A 25869-nucleotide genomic window follows, 5' to 3' on the forward strand; every position below is an offset into this window, starting at 1 on the left:
ATTGGCCCTAAGGTTCGATGTGTTCTTCCGGACGTTTGACACGCCGTCCGTCTTCCTTTGAGAGCTGCGAGAAGATCGTCGCCGCCAGCATCGCCATGATTCCGACTGTGACAAAGGTCAGCTGGAAGGCGCCGAGAACCGTTTCCACGCCATCGTTGCCGACCTCTGCGGTAAACCCGCCGAGCAAGGCGCCGGCGCAGGCCACGCCGAGGCTCAGGGACAATTGCGCGACCACCGACAGCAAGCTGTTGCCGCTGCTGGCGCTCGCATCGTCGAGGTCGATCAGGGTTACGGTGTTCATCGCGGTGAACTGCAACGAGTTGATTGCGCCGAGAATTGCCAGCATCCCCAGCAGCAGCCAGTACGGCGTCTGCTCACTCACCAGACCCATGCTCGCCAGCATGATGCCCAGCGCCAGCGTATTGCCGGTGAGCACGATGCGATAACCCAGGCGCTCGATCAGTGGACGGGCGAACCACTTGGCGAACATCGCCGCCGCGGCCAGCGGCAACATGCTCATCCCGGCCTGGGACGGCGAATAACCCAGCGCCACTTGCAGCAGCAACGGCACGAGGAACGGTAGTGCGCCACTGCCGAGACGGGCGAACAGGTTTCCGAGAATGCCTACGGCGAACGTTCTAGTCTTGAACAGCGACGGTGCAAACAACGGATTATCAATCTGCCCGGCCCGCAGCCAGTACGCCGCCAGACACGCCATGCCGCCGAACAGCAGCAACATCACGCGCAAATGCGGCAAGTGCAGTTCACCCAGACCTTCCATGGCGATGGTGATCAGCACCATCGCCGCGCCGAACAGCAAAAAGCCCAGGCTGTCGAAGCGCGTGCGCTCGCTGCCGCGCAGGTCGGGGATGAACTTCCACACCGCGTAGCAACCGATAGCGCCCACCGGCAGGTTGATCAGAAAAATCCAGTGCCAGGTCAGGTATTCGACCATCCAGCCGCCCATGGTCGGGCCGATCAGCGGCCCGAGCAGGCCGGGAATGGTGATGAAGCCCATGATCCGCACCAGTTCCGAGCGTGGGTAGGCCCGCAGCACCACCAGTCTTCCCACCGGCAGCATCAGTGCGCCGCCCAGACCTTGAATGATCCGCGCGCCGATCAGCATGCTCAGGCTGCTCGAAAGAGCACAGAGCAACGAGCCGATGCTGAACAACAGAATCGCGCCGAAGAAGATTTTCTTGGTGCCAAAGCGGTCGGCGATCCAGCCCGAGGCGGGGATCAACAGGGCGACGGTGAGCATGTAGGCGATAATCACGCCTTGCATGCGCAACGGGTTTTCCGCCAGGTCGCGGGCCATGGCCGGTAGAGCGGTGTTGAGGATGGTGCCGTCGAGGGACTGCATGAAGAAGGCAATGGCGACGACCCACGGCAACCAGCGGGCGGTGACAGGGTCGAGAGCTGGGCGGTTGGGCATGGGACCTCTTGTCAATTGGGATAACACCCGCCCCTGTAGGAGCAGCCGGTCGACGCTCGATTGCTCGCGATGGAGGTCAACGATAACGCCGGCATCCTGATTCAACGCGGTGAGCTCAGGTTTTTCGCGAGCAATCGAGCGTCGACCGGCTGCTCCTACAGGAAATGCGTTTACAGGGTCAGGGTCAGCTTGCTGATCAGCGCACCCGGCAACAACGCCGAGGCCGTGGCCCGCTGACTGTACGTACTCGCCGACAGCAGCAACTCCCGCTCTTCAGTCAATGCCTCCAGTTGCGAACCGAGCAAACTGTAGGCGCTGTCATCGAACCGCATGGTGCTCACCGGCGCCTGGATCTCCCCGTTTTCAACCCAGAACGTCGCAAACCGCGTCATCCCGGTCATGCGTGCCATCGGCTGGTCCGAGTAGTTCAGGTACCAGAGATTGCTGATGTACAAGCCGGTGCCCAGTTGCTTGAGTATATCGGCCTCCGGCAGTGCGCCGGGCGCCATGTTTAACGCGCTCGGCGATTCACCGCCGCTGGCGCCGTTGGCAGTCAGGCCGTACTCGGCGGCGCTGCGCGAGCCGACCAGTTGCGCACCGGCCTGACCCTCGACGATCAGTTTCAGATCACTGCGCGGATAACCTTCTCCGGAAAACGCCGGGCTCAACGAGCCGCTGACTTTCTCATCGAGAGACAGCAGCGGGCTGAACGACTGGTCACCCGCGTAGAGTTTCTGCAACGGACTGCTCTTGCTCGCCACCGACTGCGCCGAGAAACCGCCCCAGGACAAAAGTCCCATGATTTCTTCCAGCGCGGCCGGTGCCAGATAGGCGCGGTATTGACCCGGCGCCAGCGTGCGCAATGGCCGACCGAAGAATTCAAGCTGCTCTCGCGCTTGCTGGAAACGTCTGGCGAACCCTTCACTGTTCCAGTCGTGCCCGGCGTAGCTGGCTTTCACCGCCTGACCGTTTTGGTGAAACAGACTGAAGTCGAAGTTGAAACTGTTGGCCTGATGCCAGCCAAACGCGCCTGAGGAACTGGCGAAACCGCGACTGATCGGCCCGGCCGCGTAGAAGCCCACCAGGTCCAGCCCTTCGGCGGCCCGGGTGATTTCAGCGACTGCCTGCTCAGTGTCCGGCAGCGGATGCGCCTGTACATTCTTGCTCTGCCAGCCAGTGTGGTTGAGCAGCAGGTATGGGTCCTGCGGCAGCAACGGCAAGGTGTCGCGCAGCTGTTGCAGCCCTTCGGCCAGCCGTTGCAGGTCGACCTCGGCATCGCCCGACAGCGTAATGTCGAGGTCTGCATGCCGGCCCTCGTTGATCAGTTTGAAACCGATGCTCGCCTGTTGCACCTGGCCGGCCTGACGCACCTTCCCATGGTTGAAGCGCACGAAGGCCGAGGATTCGGCGGCATAGCCGAGGGTGAACTGCTCGGGCTCGCGAATCGCCTCGCACAGCCATTTGACCAAGGCCTTGAACCCATCGGCCTGACTGTTCGACGTACTCATCAGGCGTCTCCCCCAAACACATCCACGTTGCTGAACACGCAGGCCGGCGACGCATGGCCGACGCGGATCACCTGATTCGGTTCGCCTTTGCCGCAGTTCGGCGTGCCCAAAACCTTGAAGGTGCTGGCGTCGCCGACGGCGCTGAGGCTTTTCCAGAAGTGCGCGGAAATCGCCCGGTAGTTCGGATTTTTCACCACGCCTTTGAGTTCGCCGTTTTCGATCAACTGCGCCCATTCGCAACCGAACTGGAATTTATTACGCGCATCGTCAATGGACCAAGAGCGGTTGGTGCTCATCAAAATCCCGTGCTCGATATTGCCGATCAGTTGCTGAAGCGGCTGATCGCCGGGCTCGATATTGAGGTTGGCCATGCGGTCGATTGGCGGACGGTTCCAGCCGCAGGCGCGACTGTTGGCGACGCCGTCCATACCGGAACGGAATTGCGAGAGGGCGCCGCCCAGTGGCTTGAGCAGCAAGCCCTCCTTGATCAAAAACTGTTTGCTTGCGGCGCTGCCGTCATCGTCATGCCTGTAGCTCGCGAGCTGCTCGGGGATGTCCGGATCGAAGGTCACGTTGAGCAGTTTCGAGCCATATTGCAGATGGCCGAAGTCTTCGGCCTTGACGAAACTGGTGCCGGCGTAATTGCGCTCGTCACCGAGGATTCGGTCCAGTTCCAGCGGGTGACCGATGGATTCATGGATCTGCAGCATCATCTGGTCCGGCATCAACAGCAGGTCCCGTGGACCTTGCGGGGTGTTCGGTGCCAGCAGCAATTGCAGCGCTTGATCGGCGATGGCCGGGCCGGCGCCGATCAGGCCGCAGCGGCTGATCACATCGGCGGCGCCCTGCTGGCCGAAGTTCTCGCGGCCGAGGCTGCGGGTCTGGCTGTCGTTGCCGTCGTAGGCCGTAACGTCGAGACCGGGGTAGACGAAACGCTGGGCCTGACGCAACTCGGCGCCGGCGCTGTTGAGGTAAATCTGCTCGACGTGGGTAATGCCGATGCTGACCTGCCAGCTCACCAGGCGTTCGTCCTTGGGCACGGACGCGGATTCCGCGCCGAGCAACTGGTAGCAATCGCTCAGTGACGGGAAGGGCTGGTCGAGGTTCGGCGAGAAATAGTCGGCGTGGTCGCTGGAAACAGCTTGCTCGCGCAGGTCGAGCAGCGCGTGGGGCTTGAGGCGACGGGCTTGTTGCTCGGCCTTATCCACCGCGGCTTGCAGGCCGGACTGCGACAGATCGTTGGTCGCCGCATAAGCTTCGACGCCATTGACGCGAACGGTCAGCATCGCCCCTTCATCACGGCTCAGGCTCGGCGGTTCGGCAACATTCTTGCGCACCGACAGGTACTGGCCGGACTCGCGCACATAACGCAGCGAAAAGAATTCAGCGCCCGTACGCAAGGCAGCAAAACGCTGCTTGAGCTGGGGGTGGAAATCGAACATTCGGGAACCTCCTTGGAATGGAGTGGCGGCGGAACGGTGGAGCGGGGGGAGAGGTGAAACGTTTGCGTGGCGCTAGATTAGGCCTGTGCGGGGGGAGGGATCAAGCTTGGAGAGGCCTAGAAAAGGATTGCCGGGAGATTTGTTAAGTCTGGTCGGGCCCCATCGCGGGCAAGCCCGCTCCCACAAGGTCCGAGTTGGATTACATATTTGTAATTCACCCCAGAAACTGTGGGAGCGGGCTTGCCCGCGATTAGCCGTGATGCGGTATGTCGACTTACTGAGGAGTAGGGCTCACATCCCGCAACGGCTTCCCACGCACCGGCGCATCGCCCGCGACGTAGTAGTCCGCCGTGCTGCGCGGCAATGGCTGGCGGCCGCGGATCTTGTCGGCGATTTTCTCGGCGATCATGATCGTTGGCGCGTTCAGGTTGCCGGTGGTGATGATCGGCATGATCGAGGCATCGACCACGCGTAGGGCTTGCAGGCCGTGTACACGACCCTCGCCATCGACCACGGCCATGTCGTCGGTGCCCATCTTGCACGAGCAGGACGGGTGGAACGCGGTTTCGGCGTGTTCGCGGATGAACTGGTCCAGCTGCTCATCGGTTTGTACGTCGATGCCCGGGCTGATTTCGCGGCCACGGTACTGGTCCAGCGCCGGCTGTTGCATGATTTCGCGGGTCAGGCGGATGCCGTCGCGGAATTCCTGCCAGTCCTGCTCGGTGGCCATGTAGTTGAAGAGGATGCTCGGGTACTCGCGGGGGTCCTTCGACTTGGCCTGGATGCGACCACGGCTCGGCGAACGCATGGAGCCCATGTGCGCCTGGAAACCGTGTTCTTTCACGCCGTTGCTGCCGTTGTAGTTAATCGCGACCGGCAGGAAGTGGTACTGGATGTTCGGCCAATCGAATTCTTCGCGGGTGCGGATGAAACCGCCGGCTTCGAACTGGTTGCTGGCGCCGATGCCGGTGCCGTTGAACAGCCACTCGGCACCGATGGCCGGCTGGTTGTACCAGAGCAGCGACGGGTACAGCGAGACCGGTTGGGTGCAGGCGTATTGCAGGTACAACTCGAGGTGATCCTGCAGGTTTTCGCCGACGCCTGGCAGGTCGTGGACCACCGGGATGTCGAGCGTATTCAGCAGTGCGGCCGGGCCGACGCCGGAGCGTTGCAGGATCTGCGGCGAAGCGATGGCGCCGGAGCACAGCAGGATTTCTTTGCGGGCGCGGGCTTCAACGCGCTCTTCAGCGGCGCCGATCAGGTAACGCACGCCGACCGCGCGCTTGCCTTCGAACAGGATCTTGTCGGTCAGGGCGTGGGTGACGATGGTCAGGGTCGAACGCTTCTTGGCCGTGTCCAGGTAACCGCGCGCGGTGCTGGCGCGGCGGCCATTCGGCGTCACGGTGCGGTCCATCGGGCCGAAGCCTTCTTGCTGGTAACCGTTCAAGTCTTCGGTGCGCGGGTAACCGGCTTGCACGCCGGCTTCAACCATGGCGTGGAACAGCGGGTTATTGCCAGCTTTCGGCGTGGTCACGCTGACCGGGCCTTCGCCACCGTGGTAGTCGTTCGGGCCGATATCGCGGGTTTCGGCCTTGCGGAAATACGGCAGGCAGTTGAGGTAGTCCCAATCTTCCAGGCCTGGCAGTTTCGACCAGTTGTCGTAGTCCATCGCGTTGCCGCGGATGTAGCACATGCCGTTGATCAGCGAAGAGCCGCCGAGGCCCTTGCCGCGACCGCACTCCATCCGGCGACCGTCCATGTGTGGCTCTGGATCGGTTTCGTAGGCCCAGTTGTAGCGACGACCTTGCAGCGGGAAGGCCAGGGCGGCCGGCATTTGCGTGCGGAAGTCGAGGCGATAGTCCGGGCCGCCGGCTTCGAGCAGCAGGACGGTGACGCCAGCGTCTTCAGTCAGACGGGTCGCCAGGGTGTTACCGGCGGAGCCGGCACCGATGATGATGTAGTCGTATTCGTTAGCCATAGGGTCTCCGGGGGAGCGGCAAGCTCCAAGCTTCAAGCTGCAAGGAAGAGCAGCGAGCGGGGTGAGTGGGAGCGTGCGGCAGCCCCAAACTGCTTTTACTTGCAGCTTGAAGCTTGCCGCTTGTAGCTCCTCAGAACACTGAGGCGTACTCACCCAGTTCGACTTGCACGGACTTGATACGCGTGAAGTTATTAAGAGAGCTGATCCCGTTCTCACGGCCCACGCCCGACTGCTTGTAGCCGCCGACCGGCATCTTCGCGTCGGACTCGCCCCAGGCGTTGATCCAGCAGATACCGGCTTCCAGTTGATGAATCACGCGGTGAGCGCGGTTCAGGTCCTTGGTGACAACACCGGCTGCGAGGCCGAAGTCGGTGTCGTTGGCGCGACGGATCACTTCTTCTTCGGTTTCGTAAGAGAGGATCGCCATCACCGGGCCGAAGATTTCTTCACGCACGATGGTCATTTCGTCGGTGCAGTCGGTGAACACGGTCGGTGCGACGAATGCGCCTTTGGCGAAGTCGCCGTCGGTCAGACGGCTACCGCCGCACAGCACGCGAGCGCCTTCTTCCTTACCTTTGGCGATGTAGCCGAGCACGCTTTCCATGTGGGCGAAGCTGACCAGCGGGCCGAAGTTGGTGTTTTCGTCTTCCGGGTTGCCGATGCGGATGCGCGCAACACGCTCGGCGATCTTGGCTTCGAACGCAGCTTTCAGATGGCTCGGTACGAACACGCGAGTGCCGTTGGTGCAGACCTGACCGGAGCTGTAGAAGTTGGCCATCATCGCGGTGTCAGCGGCGCGATCAAGGTCGGCGTCGTCGAAAATGATCAGCGGGGATTTGCCGCCCAGTTCCATGGTCACGTCTTTCAGCGACGAAGCGGAAGCGCTGGCCATGACCTTCTTGCCGGTGTCGGTGCCGCCGGTGAAGGAGATTTTTTCGATGCGCGGGTGCTCGGTCAGCCAGGTGCCGACTTCACGGCCGCTGCCGGTCAAAACGTTGAATACGCCAGCAGGCAGGCCTGCTTCGGTGTAGATCTCGGCCAGTTTCAGGGTGGTCAGCGAGGTGACTTCGCTTGGCTTGAAGATCATCGCGTTACCGGCCGCCAGGGCTGGGGCGGATTTCCACAGGGCGATCTGGATCGGGTAGTTCCACGCGCCGATACCGGCGACGACGCCCAACGGCTCGCGACGGGTGTAGACGAACGAGGTGGTGCGCAGAGGAATCTGCTCGCCTTCGATGGCCGGCACCAGGCCTGCGTAGTATTCCAGCACGTCTGCGCCGGTGACGATGTCAACGTACTTGGTTTCCGAGAACGACTTACCGGTGTCCAGGGTTTCCAGGGCGGCCAGTTCATCGTTGCGCTCGCGCAGGATGTCGACGGCGCGACGCAGGATGCGGGAACGCTCCATGGCGGTCATCGCGGCCCAGATTTTCTGGCCCTTTTCAGCGCTGACCACGGCGCGCTCGACGTCTTGCTTGCTCGCACGCTGGACGTTTGCGAGGACTTCACCGTTAGCCGGGTTGATGGCTTCGAAAGTGGCGTCGCTGCTGGCGTCGGAGTAGCCGCCATCGATGTAGAGTTTTTGCAGTTCGAAACGGGCCATAAAGTCCTCGCAAGTGCATAAGTGGTTGGCGTTAACCACCGGGTGTGCCGTGTAGCAGTTGGCATCGCCATCGGTAGCGTTCAGGGGTTGAGCGTTTTATGTGTGCTCTAACTCACCTGCTTGGCCAGTTGGAAATCCATGTATTCGTAAGCGATCCGGTGCGCCTGCTCGGTGTCGAAAGCATCTCCCGACAGCGCGCCGCGCAACCACAAACCGTCAATGAGGGCTGCCAAGCCCCGGGCGGCACTGCGCGCTTGATCGAGCGGCAATACACGGCGGAACTGGCAGCACAGGTTGGAATACAGACGGTGATCGTTGATCCGCTGCAACCTGTGCAAAGACGGGTGGTGCATGCTGGTGGCCCAGAAGGCCAGCCAGGTTTTCATTGCCGGGCCGTTGACCTGGCTGGCGTCGAAGTTGCCTTCGATGATCACCTGCAGATGCGCCCGCGGGCTGGCATCTGTCAGCGCCTGACGACGCGCGGTGACGTTCTCGCTGAGGACACTCATCAGGTACTGCGCCGTGGCAGCGATCAGGCCATTCTTGTCCTGAAAATAGTGACTGATGATGCCATTCGAGACACCGGCCAAACGGGCGATCAGCGCAATGCTGGCGTCCCCCATCCCGACCTGATCGACGGCCTGCAATGTGGCTTCGATCAATTGCTGGCGGCGGATGGGTTGCATACCGACCTTGGGCATCTTGCACATCTCCTTAGGCCTTCCGGCAGACGCAGAACGTCTATCGGATTGAAGGCCAGTCTATTTTGTTTTGATTGAACGTTCAATCAACAAAGAATAAGATCTGCGACAAATCGTCGCTATTTACAGATTTTTCCTACGTGTAAATGGCGGCAAACCGACATTCAAAACGGCTCGAAACCCTTGCGTACTGGCGCTCCGGGCTTCGGGCTTTTTTCGGGGTGTCTTTATATCACCCGCCGGTCGGCTGCCATCAAACCGATTGGTCGGGTAACGCGTTGCCTTGTGTTCTTCTCCCGCACTGCCCGGAGCATCTGTGCCATGAGTTCTGCCTCTCTTATAAAGACCCCGCCCGAGAAGGTGACGGTCAACGGTTGGGTGTTTTACACCTCTACCGCGCTGATCCTGTTGTTGACCGCCATTCTGATCATCGCCCCGCAAGAGGCCGGCAGATTGCTCGGTATCGCCCAGGCCTGGTTGTCCCGCAGCTTTGGCTGGTACTACATGGTGGTGATCGCCGCTTACCTGGTCTTCGTGGTCGGCCTGGCGTTTTCGTCCTACGGCAAGCTCAAGCTGGGGAGCAAGGACGACACCCCGGACTTCAGCTATGGCGCCTGGGCGGGGATGCTGTTCTCCTCCGGTATCGGCATCTCGCTGTTGTACTTCGGTGCTTCCGAGCCGCTTGACCATTACTTCAATCCGCCGGAAGGCGTGGCCGCCAGCAACATGGCCGCACGTCAGGCGGTACAGCTGACTTTCCTGCACTGGGGCTTGCACGGCTGGGCGATTTACGCCTTGGTCGGCCTGGCCGTGGCGTACTTTGCCTACCGTCATAACCAGCCGCTGGCGTTGCGTTCGGCGCTGTACCCGCTGGTGGGCGAGCGTTGGGTCAAAGGCGCGGCCGGTCACGCGGTGGACGGCTTCGGCATGTTCGTGACGCTGCTGGGGCTGGTGACGAACCTGGGGATTGGTTCGCTGCAAGTGTCGTCCGGGCTGGAAAACCTGTTCGGCATGCAGCACAGCAACACCAACCTGCTGATCGTGATCATCGTGATGAGCACCGTGGCGACCATCGCTGCCGTGTCCGGGGTGGAAAACGGCATTCGCCGTCTGTCCAACCTGAACATCGTGTTGTTCAGCGGCCTGCTGATTTTCGTCCTGCTGTTCGGCCCGACCTTGCACCTGCTCAACGGTTTTGTGCAGAACGTTGGCGACTACCTGAACGGCGTAGTGCTGAAGACTTTCGACCTCTATGTGTACGAGGGCGACAGCGACAAGTCTGACCGCTGGTTGGGCCTGTGGACCCTGTTCTACTGGGCCTGGTGGATTTCCTGGGCGCCATTCGTGGGCATGTTCATCGCGCGTATTTCCCGTGGTCGTACCGTGCGTGAACTGGTGGCCGGCGTGCTGTTGATCCCGCTGGGTTTCACCTTGGCCTGGCTGTCGATCTTCGGTAACTCGGCCCTGGACCTGGTGATGAACCATGGGGCGGTGGAGCTCGGAAAGACGGCGCTGGAACAGCCGTCGATGGCGATCTATCAGTTGCTGGAACACTACCCTGCCTCGAAAATCGTGATCGGCGTGTCGATTTTCGTCGGTTTCGTGCTGTTCTTGACCCCGGCGGATTCCGGTGCGGTGATGATGGCCAACCTTTCGTGCAAGGGCGGCAACGTCGACGAAGATGCGCCGCACTGGCTGCGGATTTTCTGGTCGGCGGTGATTACGCTGGTGACCATCGGCCTGCTGTTCGCCGGTAATTTTGAAGCCATGCAAACCATGGTGGTGCTGGCCGGCCTGCCGTTCTCGGTGGTACTGGTGTTGTTCATGTTCGGCTTGCACAAGGCCATGCGCCAGGATGTGCAGATTGAACAGGAGCAAGCGGAACTGGCTGCGCGTGGCCGTCGTGGTTTCAGCGAGCGCCTGACCCAACTGGATCTGCAACCGAACCAGTCGGTCGTTCAGCGCTTCATGGACAAGCAAGTCAGCCCGGCGCTGGAAGATGCCGCTGTGCAACTGCGCGCTCAGGGCCTTGATGTGCAAACGTTGCTGGGCAAGTCCAAGCGTTGCATGGGCCTGCGGATCGAGAGGGAAGAGGGCAACCCGTTTGTCTACGAAGTGAGCCTGGACGGCTATCTTGCGGCGGCGAGCGAAACGGTGTCGGCTGAAAGTGCTGACGAGCCCCGCGCACGTTACTACCGCGCCGAGGTGTATTTGCACAATGGCAGCCAGGACTATGACCTCATGGGCTTCACTCAGGATCAGATCACCCGTGACGTGCTCGATCAGTTTGAAAGCCATCGGCAGCTCCTTGGCCGTGTCTATAGCTGAGTGGTGAAGTGACGCGGTGTTTCAGTCAGAAGCACCGTGTTGCGTTCATCGCGAGCAGGCTCACTCCTACAATTGATCTGTGGTGTTCACACATCCAATGTGGGAGTGAGCCTGCTCGCGATGGGGCCGTAACGGGCAATGCAGATCTGCCCGATACTCTATAAACAAAAACGCCGCGATTCTCTCGCGGCGTTTTTGTGTCTGTTGCCTTAACCCAGGTTTTTGCCGAGCAGCGCATGGTACAGCTCGCTGTCACCGAGAATCCCGACCACTTGGTTGTTGTCGTGCAGCACCAGTTTGTTGCCGGTTTGATAACGAATCTGCAGTGCATCGCGCATGCCGATGTTGGAGTCCACCAGCGTTGGCCGACGCCCCAGACCTTCCACCGCTTGCCCAGGAGCCCAGTTCTGCAGGTCGAGGCTCGCGCCGTTCTGGCGGGCGCCCTTGATGGTGTTGCCTTCGGCCAGGTCGAGCCACGAATCGCCACCCGGATCGAGGCAGACTGAACCGTTGATGCGTTTGCAGTTGTCCAGGGTGCGCATCAGGCTGCGACCGCACAACACGTTCAGCGGGTTGGTGTGCGCGACGAAGGTCCGCACGTAATCATCCGCCGGGTTCAAGACGATCTCCTCAGGCTTGCTGTACTGGACGATCCGGCCGTCTTTCATGATCGCAATACGGCTGCCCAGCTTCAGTGCCTCGTCCAGATCGTGGCTGACGAAGACGATGGTTTTGTTCAGCTTGCTTTGCAGTTCCAGCAGTTCGTCCTGCAGGCCCTGGCGGATCAAGGGGTCGAGCGCCGAGAACGGTTCGTCCATCAGCAGAATGTCGGCGTCCATCGCCAGCGCCCGAGCCAGGCCCACACGCTGTTGCATGCCGCCGGAAAGTTCGTCGGGTTTCTTGTTGCGCCACTGGGTCAGGCCGACCAGCTCAAGTTTGTCGTCGACCAGTTTGCGCCGTTCTTTTTCCGGGCGACCCTGCATTTCCAGACCGAAGCTGATGTTCTCGCGCACCGTCAGCCAAGGCATCAGGGCGAACTTCTGGAACACCATGGCGATGCGCTTGGTGCGCATCATTTTCAGTTCCACCGGGGTGCAGGAAGCAATGTCGATCTGCCGGCCTTCGTGTTCGACGAACAGCTTGCCACGGCTCACGGTGTTGAGACCGTTGATGCAGCGCAGCAGGCTGGACTTGCCGGAGCCGGACAGGCCCATCAGCACGCAGATTTCACCTTTTTCGACGTCGAGGCTGGCCTTTTCAACGCCGACAATCTGCCCGGTCTTTTTCAGGATCTGGTCACGGGTCATGCCCTGGTCGAGCAGTTTCAGTGCTTCACGCGGGTCTTTGGAGAAAATTACGTCGACGTCTTCGAAGCGAATAATGCTCATGCGTCACCCCCTACTTTAGCGTCGGGTTGTTTGCAGATACGGTCGAGCATGATCGCCAGCAATACGATCGCCAGGCCGGCTTCAAAGCCGAGGGCGATATCAGCAGTGTTCAGTGCGTTGACCACGGGTTTGCCCAGGCCGTCGGCGCCCACCAGTGCCGCGATCACCACCATCGACAACGACAGCATGATGCACTGGGTGATACCGGCCGCAATGCTTGGCATCGCATAAGGCAGTTCAATGCGTGCGAGCAGTTGACGGCGCGAGCAGCCGAAGGCTTTGCCGGCGTCCATCAATTCTGCGGGAACATCACGGATACCCAGGTAGGTCAGGCGGATGGGCGCGGCAATCGCAAACACCACCGTGGAGATCAGACCCGGGACCACGCCCAGACCGAAGAGGGTCAGGGTAGGAATGAGGTAAACGAAGGTCGGTACGGTCTGCATCAGATCGAGTACCGGACGCATCAGTGTGTAGAACATCGGCTTGTGTGCAGCGACGATGCCCAGCGGCACGCCGATGACCACGCAGACCAGGGTGGCGAACAACACCTGGGCGAGTGTTTCCATGGTTTCCTGCCAGTACCCCAGATTGAGGATCAGCAGAAAGGAGGCGATGACGAAAACCGTCAGTCCCCATTTGCGTTGAATAAAGTGTGCCAGTAGCGCGATGAGGCCGATCAATGCCAGCGGGTTGAACCAGGTCAGCGCAAAAGTCACGCCGTGGATCATCGTTTCCAGTGTCACGGCGATTGCATCGAAGGTGTTGGCGCCGTGTTGCGTCAACCATTCGACGAAGCCCGCGATGTACTGGCCTAGAGGTATTTTCTGATCAATCAGCATGGTAGTGAACGTCCGCATGCAAGGAATAAACAGCCCGGGCGACCAGAGTCGCCCGGCGTAAACGATTTACTGCGCGAGCTTGGCTTTCACGGCCTCCAGGCCTGGTTTACCGTCAATGGTGGTCACGCCAGCGAGCCAGGTATCGAGGACCTGTGGATTCTTTTTGAGCCAGGCCTTGGCGGCCGCGTCAGGCTTCATCTTGTCGTCCAGGATGTTGCCCATCAGAGAGCTTTCCATGTCGACGGTGAACTCCAGGTTTTTCAGCAGGGTGCCGACGTTGCTGCATTCCTGGGTGTACCCCTTGCGGGTGTTGGTTGCCACGGTGGCGGCACCGAAGTCCGGGCCGAAGAAGTCATCGCCACCGGTCAGGTATTGGATCTTGAAGCGCTTGTTCATCGGGTGCGGCGCCCAGCCGAGGAATACCACGGCGGTGTCGCGTTTCTGCGCGCGGTCAACTTGCGACAGCATGCCCGCTTCGCTGGATTCGACCATCTTGAAACCGGCGTCTTTCAGGCCGAAGGCGTTTTTGTCGATCATACTCTGGATCAGACGGTTGCCGTCGTTGCCTGGCTCGATGCCGTAGATCTTGCCGTCGAGCTCTTTCTTGAATTTGGCAATGTCGGCGAAGTCATGCAGCCCTTTGTCGTACAGCGCCTGCGGGACGGCGAGGGTGTACTTGGCGCCAGTGAGGTTGGTGCGCACGACGTCCACGGTACCGGCATCGCGATAGGCCTTGATGTCGTTTTCCATGGTCGGCATCCAGTTGCCGAGGAAAATATCCATGTTCTTGCCGTCGGCCAGGGACTTGTAGGTCACCGGCACGGAAATCATGGTGGTTTTGGTCTTGTAGCCCAGGGCATCGAGCACGACGCTGGTGGTGGCGGTTGTCGCGGTGATGTCGGTCCAGCCGACATCGGAAAAGTTTACGGTGCTGCACTGAGCGGGTTCTGCGGCTTGAGCCAGTAACGGCAGACTCAGCATGGCGGCCAACAACAACGACGGGGAACCTTTCATGGATGGACTCCTTGGTGTTTTTTTTGGCAGTGTTCCGACTGGACCACCGCACTTATAGGTTGCGGTTGGATGGCGTTTTGGAGACCGCTCTACCTCGGCTCTCCCGCGGCGCCTTGCAATCGAGTCGATACGATCATGTACCAGTGAAAATCTGACGCCTACAGGGGGCGTCGTAACCAGTACAGGGATGGTCGCATCCAGTGTTGGTGACGTCGTTTACAGCTTTTTTCAGCCCTGTTTGGTCACCTGAGCCGCAAAAAAACGGCGAAAATGCGGCGTAAAAGACCTGCGGCGTTCGTGGGCATGAGTGCGTCGGTGTGAGACGTCGAAAGACACCGTAAAAGCCTGATGATGCGGCCATCCCGGCGGATTGCAGCTTGAGCGTAGCAGCTCCGTCACCGGGCGCTCCTGCGCCTGGAGTTGGCACATCCAGGAGTTCGGCAGTAATGGCTATCAGCGTTTTCGACCTGTTCAAAATCGGTATCGGCCCTTCCAGTTCCCACACCGTCGGGCCGATGCGCGCGGCGGCGCTATTCGTGCAGGGTTTGCGTGAACAAGGTCTTTTGGAACAAGTGCGCCGCGTCGAAGTTCAGCTTTACGGCTCGTTGTCGGCCACCGGCATCGGCCACGGCAGCGACAACGCCGTGATCATGGGGCTGATGGGCGAGTGGCCGGACGCAATCGACCCGTCGCAAATCGGCATTCGCATTGAAACCTTGCGCGAAACTCACACCCTGTTGCTCGATGGTCGCCTGTCGGTGCCGTTCATCTGGGCGCGGGACATGCGCCTCATCGAAGAAAACCTGCCATTTCATCCCAATGCCATGACCCTGATTGCCGAAGACGATAACGGCGAACTGCATCGCGACACCTACTATTCCATCGGCGGCGGCTTTGTCGTCGATGAAGCACAGGCCTCCAGTGGCGTGGTGGATCTGGATCGCACGGTGTTGCCATACGATTTCTCCAGCGCCGTCGAGCTGCTCAGCCTGTGCAAGCAGCACAACCTGCGCGTGGCCGAATTGATGATGGCCAACGAGAAAGTCTGGCGCAGCGAAGAGGAAATCCGTGCCGGCCTGATGAAACTCTGGGCGGCGATGCAGGATTGCGTCGAGCAGGGCCTTAAACACGAGGGCATCCTGCCCGGCGGCCTGAATGTGCGTCGTCGTGCAGCCAAATTGCACCGCAGCCTGCAGGAGTTGAACAAGCCCAACGTGATCGGCTCGACCTTGAGCGCCATGGAATGGGTGAACCTGTTCGCCCTCGCGGTCAACGAAGAAAACGCCGCCGGCGGGCGCATGGTGACGGCGCCGACCAATGGCGCGGCGGGGATCATCCCGGCGGTGCTGCACTACTTTATGAAGTTCAGTGAAGTGGTGACGGACGCCAACGTCGTTGATTATTTCCTCAGCGCTGCGGCGGTAGGGATTCTGTGCAAAAAGAACGCGTCGATCTCTGGCGCGGAAGTCGGTTGCCAGGGTGAAGTGGGTTCAGCCTGCGCCATGGCGGCGGCGGGACTCGCGGAAATTCTCGGTGCGACGCCGGAGCAGCTGTGCAACGCGGCGGAGATCGGCCTGGAACACAACCTCGGCCTGACCTGCGATCCGGTGGGCGGGCTGGTGCAGGTGCCGTGCATCGAGCGCAACGCGATTGCCGCGGTGAAAGCGATCAACGCCGCGCAGATGGCGTTGCGCGGGGATGGCGAGCATTTCATCTCGCTGGATCGGGTGATCCGCACCATGCGTGATACCGGGGCGGATATGCATGACAAATATAAGGAGACATCGCGGGGTGGGTTGGCGGTGAGCGCGGTTGAGTGCTGAGACCGCAGCCGCCTATCGCTGGCTTGCCAGCGATTGCGCCAGATCAGTCAAAACTGCGCGGTAAGTGAACACCGGATTCAAAACACGCCACCTTTTAGCGCGTCGCTTACAGATACGCCCCTTGCAACCAATCAGGTCTCCAGTCCGGTCCTGACCGTCCGTCCCCCGTGCTTGCGGTGACACTCTTTTCAGAGTGCTCGCAAGCCCGTTCCCACAAGTGCTACCGATTTGCTCACACGCAACGGAGCAGAGCGCTTGCCCCCTCGATTACCGCATATAACCCCCACTCTCGACGCGGCTTATATAGACACGCCGCGACGTCGTTTTCAGGAGTTATTGAACGTGCATTCAATTTTAGGCATGGCAATTGCTCTGTCATTACAAAGCCCGTCTCCCACGCGAGAATGATGGCAATAACAAGAGCCTCCGCCTGAGGCCATCACCCGCTTTGTGTGAGGAGATACTGCGATGACGTCGTTCAACTCCGGGGCCCAACCCCAGAACCGTGCGCCTCAATCCATCGGCTTTTTGCTGCTGGACAATTTCACGCTGATTTCTCTGGCCTCCGCCGTGGAACCTCTGCGTATGGCCAACCAATTGTCCGGTCGCGAGCTGTATCGCTGGACCACGCTTACGGTTGATGGCGGTCAGGTATGGGCCAGTGACGGTCTGCAGATCACCCCCGACGCCTCCATGCACAAAGCACCGTCGATGGACACCATCATTGTCTGCGGCGGTATCGGTATTCAGCGCACTGTCACCCGCGAACACGTCTCATGGCTGCAAAGCCAGGCGCGTCAATCCAAGCGTCTCGGCGCAGTCTGCACCGGCAGCTGGGCCCTGGCCTGCGCCGGCCTGCTCGACGGCTTCGATTGCAGCGTGCATTGGGAATGCCTCGCCTCGATGCAGGAAGCCTTCCCGCGTGTGGCCATGAGCACTCGCCTGTTCACCCTCGACCGCAACCGTTTCACCAGCTCCGGCGGCACCGCGCCGCTGGACATGATGCTGCACCTGATCAGCCGCGATCACGGTCGTGAACTGTCCGCCGCGATTTCGGAGATGTTCGTCTACGAGCGTATTCGCAACGAACAGGATCACCAGCGCGTGCCGCTCAAGCACATGCTTGGCACCAATCAGCCGAAGTTGCAGGAAATCGTCGCGCTGATGGAAGCCAACCTCGAAGAGCCGATCGACCTCGACGAACTGGCGGTGTACGTCGCGGTGTCCCGTCGTCAGCTCGAACGACTGTTTCAGAAATACCTGCATTGTTCGCCGTCACGTTACTACCTGAAGCTGCGCCTGATCCGCGCCCGCCAGTTGCTCAAGCAAACGCCGATGTCGATCATCGAAGTGGCGTCGGTGTGTGGCTTCGTTTCCACGCCGCACTTCTCCAAGTGCTACCGCGAATACTTCGGCATTCCGCCGCGTGACGAGCGCGTAGGCTCCAATACCACGCAACAGGTGGCGATGATGCCGCTGCCGCAGGCGCTGGTGCTGTCGCCATTGTCCGGGCCGTTGTCGGCGTTGAGTCAGGCGCGCAACGAGTCGACGTTCGCTAGCGTAAGGCTCTAGACCGAGCCGACTTCATCGCGGGCTTGCCCGCGTTGGCGTCCTGTCAGGCGCTACGACTCTGCTGGTATTGCGCCAAAGCAGGTAACAACTGCTTATCAATCGCCTGGCGCACCGCCGGCAGAATGGTCGCGCTGCTGGTGTACATCTGCTTGACCATGGTCCGCAGCGTCATCGCCCGTTCATCGTTCAAACCCCGCACCGCACACTCGCAAGCCTGCTCGGCGGTGGAACCGCTCGGCACTGGAAACCCCAACGATTTCAGCTGGCCCAACAGGTCTTCCTGGTCAATCAAATCGGCGTACATCATCACGCAATCCTTCTTCAGGGAACGGTGTCGTGAATCGATTCTCGTAGGGGTGTGGACTGGCGGCAAGGAGGATTTGTCGCAATGGCCGCAATGGCTATGAACAGGTCGTTTTCGGCTAACCTGCGGGAGGGGAGAGTGGGCACACTGGTGTCAGCTGGCTTCACGAAGGTTTGGTCACCCTCGCGCAACGGCTCCTCAACAGTACCCACCTCTGCCCCGATCCTGTCACGGCTTGATCGGGTTTTTTTTGTTTCTGAATCCGGTGGATTTGTGTTGATCATCAGACCGCTATCGTTGGAGCACGAGAATCCGCGACAACAACTCATCCCGATCGACATAACAGCCCTGAAAATGCCGCGCACCGCTGCCGGGGTCAAACGCATTGCGCGCATGCAGAGTACGGCGGTTATCAAAGCACCACAGTTCGCCGGGATTGAGCCGCGTCATCAGCCGAAACCGCGCCTGGCGAGTCATCGCGGTAAAGCGCCGATAGGCCCGATACAATCCGGGCATTTCCTCCACCGTTGCATCAAACGGCCCACGCAAAAAGTTCGCCATCCGGATTTCCGACACCTGCCCCAACGTATCCAGAGCAATGATCGGAGCGAGGCAACGGTAGTCGCTATGGCGGTCCTTGTTGCGGAATTCCACAGGGATTTCACACAGGGCTTTAAACGCTTGCGGATCTTCCTCGCGCAACGCCTGGGCGATGGCAAAACCGTCGACGAAAATGCTCTCGCCACCGTCGGCGTCATTGACCAGGCAATGCAGGAATTGCAGCCCCGGTTGCAACTCCCGGGTCGGCAAGTCGCTGTGCAAGGGCAGGTTGAACGAGGTGTAGGCATTGCTGTCAGCGTCGGCCTTGGATTGCACGTTGAACAGCACGCCGAAATTGCTCTCGCGGATGAAGGAAATCCGCTCGGCAATCAGTTTCAGCGAACCGGGTTCGGTGGGCACGCCATGCACTTGGGTCAGACCGATATCGCGCACCGCCAGCAGCCATTGCAACAGGGCAGTGTTGTCGTTCATCAACGCTTGATAGTCGAACACTGGCAGCTGCAAATCGCTGCGCCAAAGGCTTGCTTTTGGCTTGCCCGCCCGGCGCTCGGCGCGGGATTCGTCGTCATAGGCGTGGGCCCGCAACCAGCCCGGATCAAAGCGGCTCTGGTGGCCGTCGTGCCAATCGACGCACAGACAACCTTCGGCATCGACGACGGCCTTTGTCGCCGTGAGGTTTTCCGCCACGTCGACGATTTCCAGCACTTGCTCACGGGTCACTGTGTAGACGCATTGCGAGCACGGGCAGGTGTCCCGCAGCCATTGGTAATGGAAGGGGCTGACACGGTCATCGGCCCAGGTCACTTGAACGCGATCCGCCAGCGCCTGCACGCCAACTAGCGCGCTGATCAACGGATAAGTACGGAAGTCGGCAAACGCAGCGGCAGTGTTCATGCGAGCTCCTTGTTATTTTTTAGGTGGTAATGCGATCACTCGGCCGAGGTAGGCGGGGGTTGGCAGGTCGGTCTGTTCGGCAACGATGGCCTGCAGCTTGCCCAGGGTTTCTTCGCTGAACGGTGTGGAGCGTGGCCCGGCGAGGTCGACGTGCAGCAGCATTTGCTCATTGCCCGCCAGCTCCTTGGCATCACCGACCCCATCACCGACCAAGCGCAGGCTGTGATAGAGGTGCAGGCGTTTGCTGTCGTGGGCGATGATTTGCGTGTGCACTTCAACGTCGGCGTCGAGCTTCACTTCGTGCAGGTAGTTGAGGTGCAGTTCGAGGGTGAACAGCGAGTTGCCGCTGGCGTCGCGGTTGTCGCTGTCCATGCCCAGGCGATCCATCAGGGCGTCAGTGGCGTAGCTGAAAATCAGCAGGTAGAAGGCGTCGCGCAGGTGACCGTTGTAATCGACCCAGTCGGGGATGATTCTGGTTTGGTAGGTGGTAAGTGAGGGCATTTCATGGCATCCAAAATAGGTGGTGACTGGGCGGCCGTCATCGCGAGCCGGCTCACTCCCACAGGGGGACGCGCTCCAATGTAGGAGTGAGCCTGCTCGCGATGTGGCCGGTCCTGCGGGTGAATTACTCGCTGAACGCCATCCCATGCTTCTCTTTGGTGGTTTTTACTGCCTCCAGCACTGCCAGCAGGCAGTCATCACGATAGCGCTCCAGCGCCGAAATGCTGTGGTTGCCCAACTGATCAGTGGTGCCGTCCACCACATCATCAATCAGTTTGTCGGTCAGTTCCGGTGCAGGCAGATAGGTCCACGGTAACTGCAACGCCGGGCCGAACTGCGCCATGAAGTGCCGCATGCCGGCATCGCCACCGGCCAGGGTGTAGGTGAGGAACGTGCCCATGAACGACCAGCGCAGGCCGGCGCCAAAGCGGATCGCATCATCAATTTCACCGGTCGTCGCCACGCCGTCGTTCACCAGGTGCAGTGCTTCGCGCCACAGTGCTTCGAGCAAGCGGTCGGCGATGAATCCTGGCACTTCCTTGCGCACATGCAATGGACGCATGCCCAGGGATTCGTAGATTTTTATCGCCGCTTGAATCGCTTCCGGCGCAGTGTTCTTGCCGCCGACCACTTCCACCAGCGGCAGCAGGTAAACCGGATTGAACGGATGACCGACGACGCAGCGTTCCGGGTGGGTCGAGCTCTCGTAGAACTCGCTGGGCAACAGGCCCGAGGTGCTGGAGCCGATCAAGGCATTGGGCTTGGCTGCCGCGCTGATTTTGCTGTGCAGTTCCAGTTTCAGGTCGAGGCGTTCCGGGGCGCTTTCCTGAATGAAATCGGCGTCACGCACACATTCTTCGATGGTCGTGACGAAGCGCAGGCGCTCCTGCGATGCACCCGGTGCCAGGCCTTGTTTTTCTAGGGCGCCCCAGGCATTGGCGACGCGTTTACGCAGGGCCGCTTCGGCGCCGGGCGCCGGGTCCCAGGCCACTACGTCAAGGCCGTGTGCGAGGGCGCGGGACACCCAGCCGCTGCCGATGACGCCGCTGCCGAGGGCGGCGAAGGTTTTGATCTCAGTGATAAAAGTCATGAATGCGGTCCTGAGGATTGGTCGAGAAACCTGTGGGAGCGGGCTTGCCCGCGATGGCGGTGGTCAATTCACAGAACATGTGGCGGATGTACCGGCCTCATCGCGGGCAAGCCCGCTCCCACAGGGTGGAGAGTTGTCGCTGGTCAGCCGCGCTGGGTCAGGCCCATTTTTACCCGGCCTTCCGCCGGCGTCAGAACCCGGGCGCCGAGGCGGTTGAGGATTTCCGAGGCGCGTTCGACCAGTTGGCCGTTGGTCGCCAGCACGCCTTTGTCCAGCCAGATGTTGTCTTCCAGGCCGACTCGCACGTTGCCGCCCAGCAGCACCGCTTGCGCCGCCATCGGCATCTGCATGCGCCCGATGCCGAAACCGGCCCAGACCGCATTCGCCGGCAGGTTGTCGACCATGGCTTTCATGGTGGTGGTGTCGGCCGGCGCGCCCCACGGGATGCCCAGGCACAGCTGGAACAGCGGGTTGTCGAGCAGGCCTTCCTTGATCAGCTGTTTGGCAAACCACAGGTGACCGGTGTCGAAAATTTCCAGCTCGGCTTTCACGCCCAGCTCTTGAATGCGTTTGGCGCCCGCCCGCAGTTGCGCCGGGGTGGACACGTAAATGGTGTCGCCATCGCCGAAGTTCAGGGTTCCGCAATCGAGGGTGCAGATTTCCGGCAGCAATGCTTCGACGTGGGCCAGACGGGTCAACGGACCGACCAGATCGGTGTTCGGGCCGAACTCCATGGGGTTCTCGCCGGCGCCGATTTCCAGGTCGCCGCCCATGCCGGCGGTGAGGTTGACGATGATGTCGACGTCGGCTTCGCGGATGCGCTCCATGACTTCGCGGTACAGCGCCACGTCACGGCTGAACTTGCCGGTTTCCGGATTGCGGACGTGGCAGTGGACCACGGTGGCGCCGGCCTTGGCGGCTTCCACGGCAGCGGCGGCGATTTGCTTCGGCGTGACCGGCACGTGTGGGCTCTTGGCGGTCGTGTCGCCAGCACCGGTGAGTGCGCAGGTGATGATGACGTCGTGGTTCATTAGACGGTTCCTTACAGGCGTAGTGGTCCCGTGTCGCAGCCCGGTCGGGCTGCGAATCGGTGGTTCAGTCAGGGTTATTTGCTGGTGAGTTTCAGATTGTCAGCCGCGGGTTTGCCATCGAAAGTGGTGACGCCTTCGAGCCAGCGCTGTTTGTCTTGCGGGTGATCTTTCAGCCATTGCTTGGCGGATTCGAAGGCGTCCTTGTGATCCAGCAGCGGCTGCATCATCCGGCTCTCGTCTTCGGCGGTGTAGGTCAGGTTGCTCAGCAAGCGGCCGATGTTCGGGCATTGCGTAGCGTAGGTCGGCGCGGTCACGGTCCAGACGGTGGCCATGCCTTCGTCCGGGCCCAGCGCGTCTTCGCTGCCGGTCAGGTAAGTCATTTTCACGTTGACGTTCATCGGGTGCGGCGCCCAGCCGAAGAACACCACGGCCTCATTGCGCCGCACAGCGCGATCCACCGCCGCGAGCATGCCGGCCTCACTGGATTCAACGAGCTGGAATTTGCCGAGGCCAAACTGATTCTTGGCAATCATCGCCTTGATCTGGGTGTTGGCGCCCGAACCTGGCTCGATCCCGTAGAGCTTGCCGCCCAGTTCTTTTTCGAACTTGGCGATATCGGCGAAGGTTTTCAGGCCCTTGTCGGCGAGGTAAGTCGGCACGGCGAGGGTGGCGCGCGCATCTTTCAGGCTCGGCGCTTCAAGGACCTTGACCTGATTGGCGGCGACGAACGGCGTGATGGTCTGGGTCATCAGCGGGTTCCAGTAACCCAGGAACAGGTCCAGGCGCTGGTCGCGGATCCCGGCAAAAATGATTTGCTGGGACGCGCTGGTTTGTTTGGTGTTGTAGCCGAGGCCATCGAGCAATACCTGGGTCATGGCACTGGTCGCGATCACGTCGGTCCAGTTCACTACACCCATGCGCACGTTCTGGCACGCGGCGGGTTCGGCGGCCATGACACTGGCGCTCAGGAAAGCGGTACCGCTGAGTGCAAGAACACAGCTGCTGATCAGTCGTTTCATCTCAGGTTTCCTCGGCAGTTCATTATTGTGGATTCCGGTGTCTGCGCGCCGGTGATGCCAAGTTACGCAGCTAAGCGCGCATGAAAGCGCACAGCGGCGACCAGCACTTGCACTGCAGCGACCTGTGCTCTTGAATGCCGCTCGCAAGTGGCGTATCAACATCACACGCTAACCGCCCTCTCGTTACCGGCCATCGAGTGCGCACCATGTCCCAGGATTTCTACTTCATGTTGATGCCGGGTTTCTCGGCCATCGGTTTTATCTCGGCCATCGAACCGCTGCGAGTCGCCAATCGCTTTCGCGGCGAGCTGTATCGCTGGCATGCGTTGAGCGCGGACGGCGGGGCGGTGCTCGCCAGTAACGGCATGTCGGTTAACGCCGATGCTGCGCTGGAGCCGCTGAAGAAAGGCGCGACGTTATGGGTGGTCGCCGGATTCGAACCGCTGAAATTCGCCACTTCGGCGCTGGAGCACTGGCTGCGACGACTGGACAACGAGGGCGTGACCCTCGGCGCCATCGACACCGGCAGCTTCGTTCTCGCCGAAGCCGGCCTGCTTGACGGCCATCGCCTGACCTTGCACTGGGAAGCCATCGACGCCTTCAAGGAATCTTATCCACAGCTGACCGTCACCCAGGAGCTGTTCGAGATCGACCGCCGGCGCATCACCTCCGCCGGCGGCACCGCCTCTATCGACCTGATGCTCGACCTCATCGCCCAGGCCCACGGCCCGGAACTGGCGATCCAGGTCAGCGAACAATTCGTACTCGGCCGCATCCGCCCGCGCAAAGACCACCAGCGCATGGAAGTCGCCACGCGCTATGGCATCAGCAACAAAAAACTGGTTCACGTGATCGGGGAAATGGAACAACACAGCGAACCGCCGCTGAGCACGCTGGCATTAGCGGAGTCGATCAAAGTGACGCGTCGGCAACTGGAGCGGTTGTTTCGGCTGCACTTGAACGACACGCCGAGCAACTTTTATCTGCGGTTAAGGCTGGAAAAGGCGCGGCAGTTGCTGCGACAGACGGACATGAGCGTGCTGGAGGTGAGCATTGCGTGCGGATTCGAATCGCCGTCGTATTTCACCCGCAGTTATCGGGCACGGTTTGAGTGTTGTCCCCGGGAAGACCGCCGACAAACCCAGAAAGCTTGACGCTGATTACAGTAGGAGCCGGCTTGCCGGCTCCTACTGTAGGTGTGTCAGTTATTTCTTCACTAATGCCGAGCACGCCGCTTTGTAAGCTTCATGCTGATACTTGTTCAGCGTCCCCGGCAGCTCAAAATCGTGTTTTTTGTTCTGCGCATTGATCGTCTGCGGCGACAACAGCGTCACCTCGCAACTCTCCAGCAACTGAAAAACGCCCTCGATCTTGAACGTCGTCGGCCCCCCGGCGAACTCGCCCTTCTTGCTGCGCTTCTTGATCGCAATCCGGTCGATGGAATTCTCCCGCACAAACGACGCCACGTGAGCGGCGAAGATTTTGACGTTGGCAGCTTCGTCGTCATCGTCGAGGGCGATTTTCTTGGTGGCTAGCGGGACGTGGCTCAACACCTGACCATCGAGAGACGCCACGGCGATGATCGCTTCACTGCCTTTAATTTCAATGCCGCAGATTTTCATTTCGATCCCTTTACCAGTGGTTATGTGCTGCCTACAACTCAAGTTGATTAGCCATGATTCCAAACGCTGCAGCAATTTTTTCCCGAGTGGCCTTGCGAGGCTTGGCGACGGTCTCTTGCTGGGCAAAAGCCGGTTGAGAAACGCCCATGCGTTTGGCCACTTCATCCTGCGTAAGGTTCAAGTGTTCGCGCCAGGCGCGAATCGGCGTTGCGCCATCGACTATGCGACTGACCACTTCGTGAGGGATCAGGTCGGGCTCAGTTTTTTGTGCGACGTATTGTGCGTAAGGAATGACCACGAACGCGGGGTTTCCGTCTGCGTCATTGATGATTTGAACGTCAGTAGGTGCGTTCATCGCGTTTTTTGACCTCTTGAATACTGACCACTTTGATTGCGCCATCCCAGTCGAACATGACTCGATAATTACCCACTCGAAGTCGATAGGCGTAGTCATGACCGACCAATGCTTTGACATTGCCTGTATCAGGCATGCCAGTCAGCGCCGTAACGGCATCACGAACTTGGATCTGGTGAACGGAATGCAATTTCAGGAGCTGTTTAACGGCCTTTCGAGTCCAGTGAATGCTGTTCATGGAGAATATAAGTCTTTTATAAGATTTACTAATCTTTACTTATATTTTCACTACGGCCAATTCACACGATGCATGTCGGGATGTTGCCCGGCCCATAGGGTCTGCTCCGGGGGGTTGGGAGCGCTGTAGGCCCGGTCAGCCACGTCTGTGGGAAAGATCATTTCTAGAGGGGTGAAAGCTGGCGGTGATGCCAGCGATCGATGAACGAACGACATCACTCCTGCCCAATCGACTCCAAAAACTCCGACCGCTCATCACTCATCCGGGCCACGCAATCATTCAGCGCGATGGTGAAGGCCTTGCTGCCGCTGGTCGCCGGGAACGCTTCTACCGCGCAATCTGCGTCGCGGGTCTTCAGCCATTGCTGTTGGGCGGCTTTGAGCTTGGCGGTGATGTCGGCCAGTTGCGTCGGGTTCTTGCCGTAGGACGTCTGCATGCGCTCGGTCAGGCCCTGGAAGTTGTCTTTGAGCAGGTCTTCGGCGGTGGTTTTGCTGTAGACCGAGCATTCCAGGGTCTGGACGTCGTTTTCGACGGCATCGCAGGGGTTGTTGTCGGACTCTTCAGCCGCCTGTATGCCGGTCGTTATCAGTGCCAAAGCCAGGAATATCGATTTCATTGTT

The 25869-nt window shown here is 60.2% G+C and carries 23 protein-coding genes; 4 read left to right on the forward strand and 19 right to left on the reverse strand.

What is annotated here, in order from left to right; translation table 11 throughout:
- Nucleotides 1-7: 7 nt before the first annotated feature.
- The 6 genes from mdtD to betI all read right to left on the reverse strand — a co-directional run bounded on the left by mdtD (nt 8) and on the right by betI (nt 8667).
- Nucleotides 8-1435, reverse strand: a complete 1428-nt coding sequence (mdtD, locus tag ACYZT4_RS23040) for a multidrug transporter subunit MdtD (RefSeq protein WP_461983129.1) — start codon at nt 1433-1435, stop codon at nt 8-10.
- A gap of 170 nt (nt 1436-1605) precedes the next feature.
- A complete protein-coding gene (locus ACYZT4_RS23045; RefSeq protein WP_461983130.1) occupies nt 1606-2943 on the reverse strand; it encodes a TldD/PmbA family protein in 1338 nt (445 codons plus the stop codon).
- On the reverse strand, nt 2943-4385 hold the full coding sequence (locus ACYZT4_RS23050) for a TldD/PmbA family protein (RefSeq protein ID WP_461983131.1): 1443 nt from the start codon (nt 4383-4385) through the stop codon (nt 2943-2945). Before ACYZT4_RS23050 ends, ACYZT4_RS23045 begins: the two co-directional genes overlap by 1 nt.
- Before the next feature lie 274 nt (nt 4386-4659).
- On the reverse strand, nt 4660-6363 hold the full coding sequence (gene betA, locus ACYZT4_RS23055) for a choline dehydrogenase (protein WP_461983132.1): 1704 nt from the start codon (nt 6361-6363) through the stop codon (nt 4660-4662).
- Nucleotides 6364-6493: 130 nt separating this feature from the next.
- A complete protein-coding gene (gene betB / locus ACYZT4_RS23060) occupies nt 6494-7966 on the reverse strand; it encodes a betaine-aldehyde dehydrogenase (protein ID WP_461983133.1) in 1473 nt (490 codons plus the stop codon).
- A gap of 107 nt (nt 7967-8073) precedes the next feature.
- Entirely contained in the window at nt 8074-8667 is a 594-nt protein-coding gene (gene betI, locus ACYZT4_RS23065) for a transcriptional regulator BetI (protein ID WP_461983134.1), read from the reverse strand.
- Between the two features lie 378 nt (nt 8668-9045).
- On the opposite strand from betI, the gene ACYZT4_RS23070 reads away from it, so the two are divergent.
- Complete coding sequence (locus ACYZT4_RS23070) at nt 9046-10995, forward strand: BCCT family transporter (RefSeq protein WP_461988770.1); 1950 nt, start codon at nt 9046-9048, stop codon at nt 10993-10995.
- Between the two features lie 209 nt (nt 10996-11204).
- Here the strand turns inward: ACYZT4_RS23070 and choV are convergent, their stop codons facing one another.
- The 3 genes from choV to ACYZT4_RS23085 form a co-directional block, all read right to left on the reverse strand.
- Entirely contained in the window at nt 11205-12383 is a 1179-nt protein-coding gene (gene choV, locus ACYZT4_RS23075) for a choline ABC transporter ATP-binding protein (protein ID WP_461983135.1), read from the reverse strand.
- Nucleotides 12380-13225 (reverse strand): choline ABC transporter permease subunit, encoded by an 846-nt coding sequence (choW, locus tag ACYZT4_RS23080; protein WP_133835662.1) that lies wholly within the window; start codon nt 13223-13225, stop codon nt 12380-12382. The genes choV and choW overlap by 4 nt, the downstream gene beginning before the upstream one ends.
- A gap of 66 nt (nt 13226-13291) precedes the next feature.
- On the reverse strand, nt 13292-14239 hold the full coding sequence (locus ACYZT4_RS23085; RefSeq protein ID WP_461983136.1) for a choline ABC transporter substrate-binding protein: 948 nt from the start codon (nt 14237-14239) through the stop codon (nt 13292-13294).
- 446 nt (nt 14240-14685) lie between these two features.
- On the opposite strand from ACYZT4_RS23085, the gene ACYZT4_RS23090 reads away from it, so the two are divergent.
- Both ACYZT4_RS23090 and gbdR read left to right on the forward strand, forming a co-directional pair.
- Complete coding sequence (locus tag ACYZT4_RS23090) at nt 14686-16062, forward strand: L-serine ammonia-lyase (RefSeq protein ID WP_461983137.1); 1377 nt, start codon at nt 14686-14688, stop codon at nt 16060-16062.
- Between the two features lie 468 nt (nt 16063-16530).
- Complete coding sequence (gene gbdR / locus ACYZT4_RS23095) at nt 16531-17634, forward strand: choline metabolism transcriptional regulator GbdR (protein WP_008044799.1); 1104 nt, start codon at nt 16531-16533, stop codon at nt 17632-17634.
- Nucleotides 17635-17677: 43 nt separating this feature from the next.
- Here the strand turns inward: gbdR and ACYZT4_RS23100 are convergent, their stop codons facing one another.
- The 6 genes from ACYZT4_RS23100 to choX all read right to left on the reverse strand — a co-directional run bounded on the left by ACYZT4_RS23100 (nt 17678) and on the right by choX (nt 23034).
- Entirely contained in the window at nt 17678-17941 is a 264-nt protein-coding gene (locus ACYZT4_RS23100; RefSeq protein WP_461983138.1) for a hypothetical protein, read from the reverse strand.
- Between the two features lie 288 nt (nt 17942-18229).
- Nucleotides 18230-19393, reverse strand: a complete 1164-nt coding sequence (locus ACYZT4_RS23105) for a gamma-butyrobetaine dioxygenase (RefSeq protein WP_461983139.1) — start codon at nt 19391-19393, stop codon at nt 18230-18232.
- A 12-nt stretch (nt 19394-19405) separates the two neighbouring features.
- The gene (locus tag ACYZT4_RS23110) at nt 19406-19894 is read right to left on the reverse strand and encodes a thioesterase family protein (RefSeq protein WP_461983140.1); all 489 of its coding nucleotides are present in this window, start codon (nt 19892-19894) and stop codon (nt 19406-19408) included.
- A gap of 124 nt (nt 19895-20018) precedes the next feature.
- Nucleotides 20019-20984, reverse strand: a complete 966-nt coding sequence (locus tag ACYZT4_RS23115) for an L-carnitine dehydrogenase (RefSeq protein WP_461983141.1) — start codon at nt 20982-20984, stop codon at nt 20019-20021.
- Between the two features lie 143 nt (nt 20985-21127).
- Entirely contained in the window at nt 21128-22015 is an 888-nt protein-coding gene (locus ACYZT4_RS23120; RefSeq protein WP_461983142.1) for a beta-keto acid cleavage family enzyme, read from the reverse strand.
- 74 nt (nt 22016-22089) lie between these two features.
- On the reverse strand, nt 22090-23034 hold the full coding sequence (gene choX / locus ACYZT4_RS23125) for a choline ABC transporter substrate-binding protein (protein ID WP_461983143.1): 945 nt from the start codon (nt 23032-23034) through the stop codon (nt 22090-22092).
- 206 nt (nt 23035-23240) lie between these two features.
- On the opposite strand from choX, the gene ACYZT4_RS23130 reads away from it, so the two are divergent.
- Nucleotides 23241-24188, forward strand: a complete 948-nt coding sequence (locus ACYZT4_RS23130) for a GlxA family transcriptional regulator (RefSeq protein ID WP_461983144.1) — start codon at nt 23241-23243, stop codon at nt 24186-24188.
- A 51-nt stretch (nt 24189-24239) separates the two neighbouring features.
- On the opposite strand, the gene ACYZT4_RS23135 is transcribed toward ACYZT4_RS23130, so the two are convergent.
- The 4 genes from ACYZT4_RS23135 to ACYZT4_RS23150 form a co-directional block, all read right to left on the reverse strand.
- On the reverse strand, nt 24240-24656 hold the full coding sequence (locus ACYZT4_RS23135) for a DUF3010 family protein (RefSeq protein ID WP_461988772.1): 417 nt from the start codon (nt 24654-24656) through the stop codon (nt 24240-24242).
- Between the two features lie 31 nt (nt 24657-24687).
- Nucleotides 24688-25011 carry a helix-turn-helix domain-containing protein gene (locus ACYZT4_RS23140; protein WP_461983145.1) on the reverse strand — a complete coding sequence of 108 codons (324 nt, stop codon included), beginning with the start codon at nt 25009-25011 and terminating at the stop codon, nt 24688-24690.
- A complete protein-coding gene (locus ACYZT4_RS23145) occupies nt 24995-25249 on the reverse strand; it encodes a type II toxin-antitoxin system RelE family toxin (RefSeq protein ID WP_461983146.1) in 255 nt (84 codons plus the stop codon). Before ACYZT4_RS23145 ends, ACYZT4_RS23140 begins: the two co-directional genes overlap by 17 nt.
- Before the next feature lie 214 nt (nt 25250-25463).
- Nucleotides 25464-25865, reverse strand: a complete 402-nt coding sequence (locus ACYZT4_RS23150; protein ID WP_461983147.1) for a lysozyme inhibitor LprI family protein — start codon at nt 25863-25865, stop codon at nt 25464-25466.
- Nucleotides 25866-25869 lie beyond the last annotated feature (4 nt).

The sequence above is a fragment of the Pseudomonas sp. GB2N2 genome, from assembly GCF_054897705.1.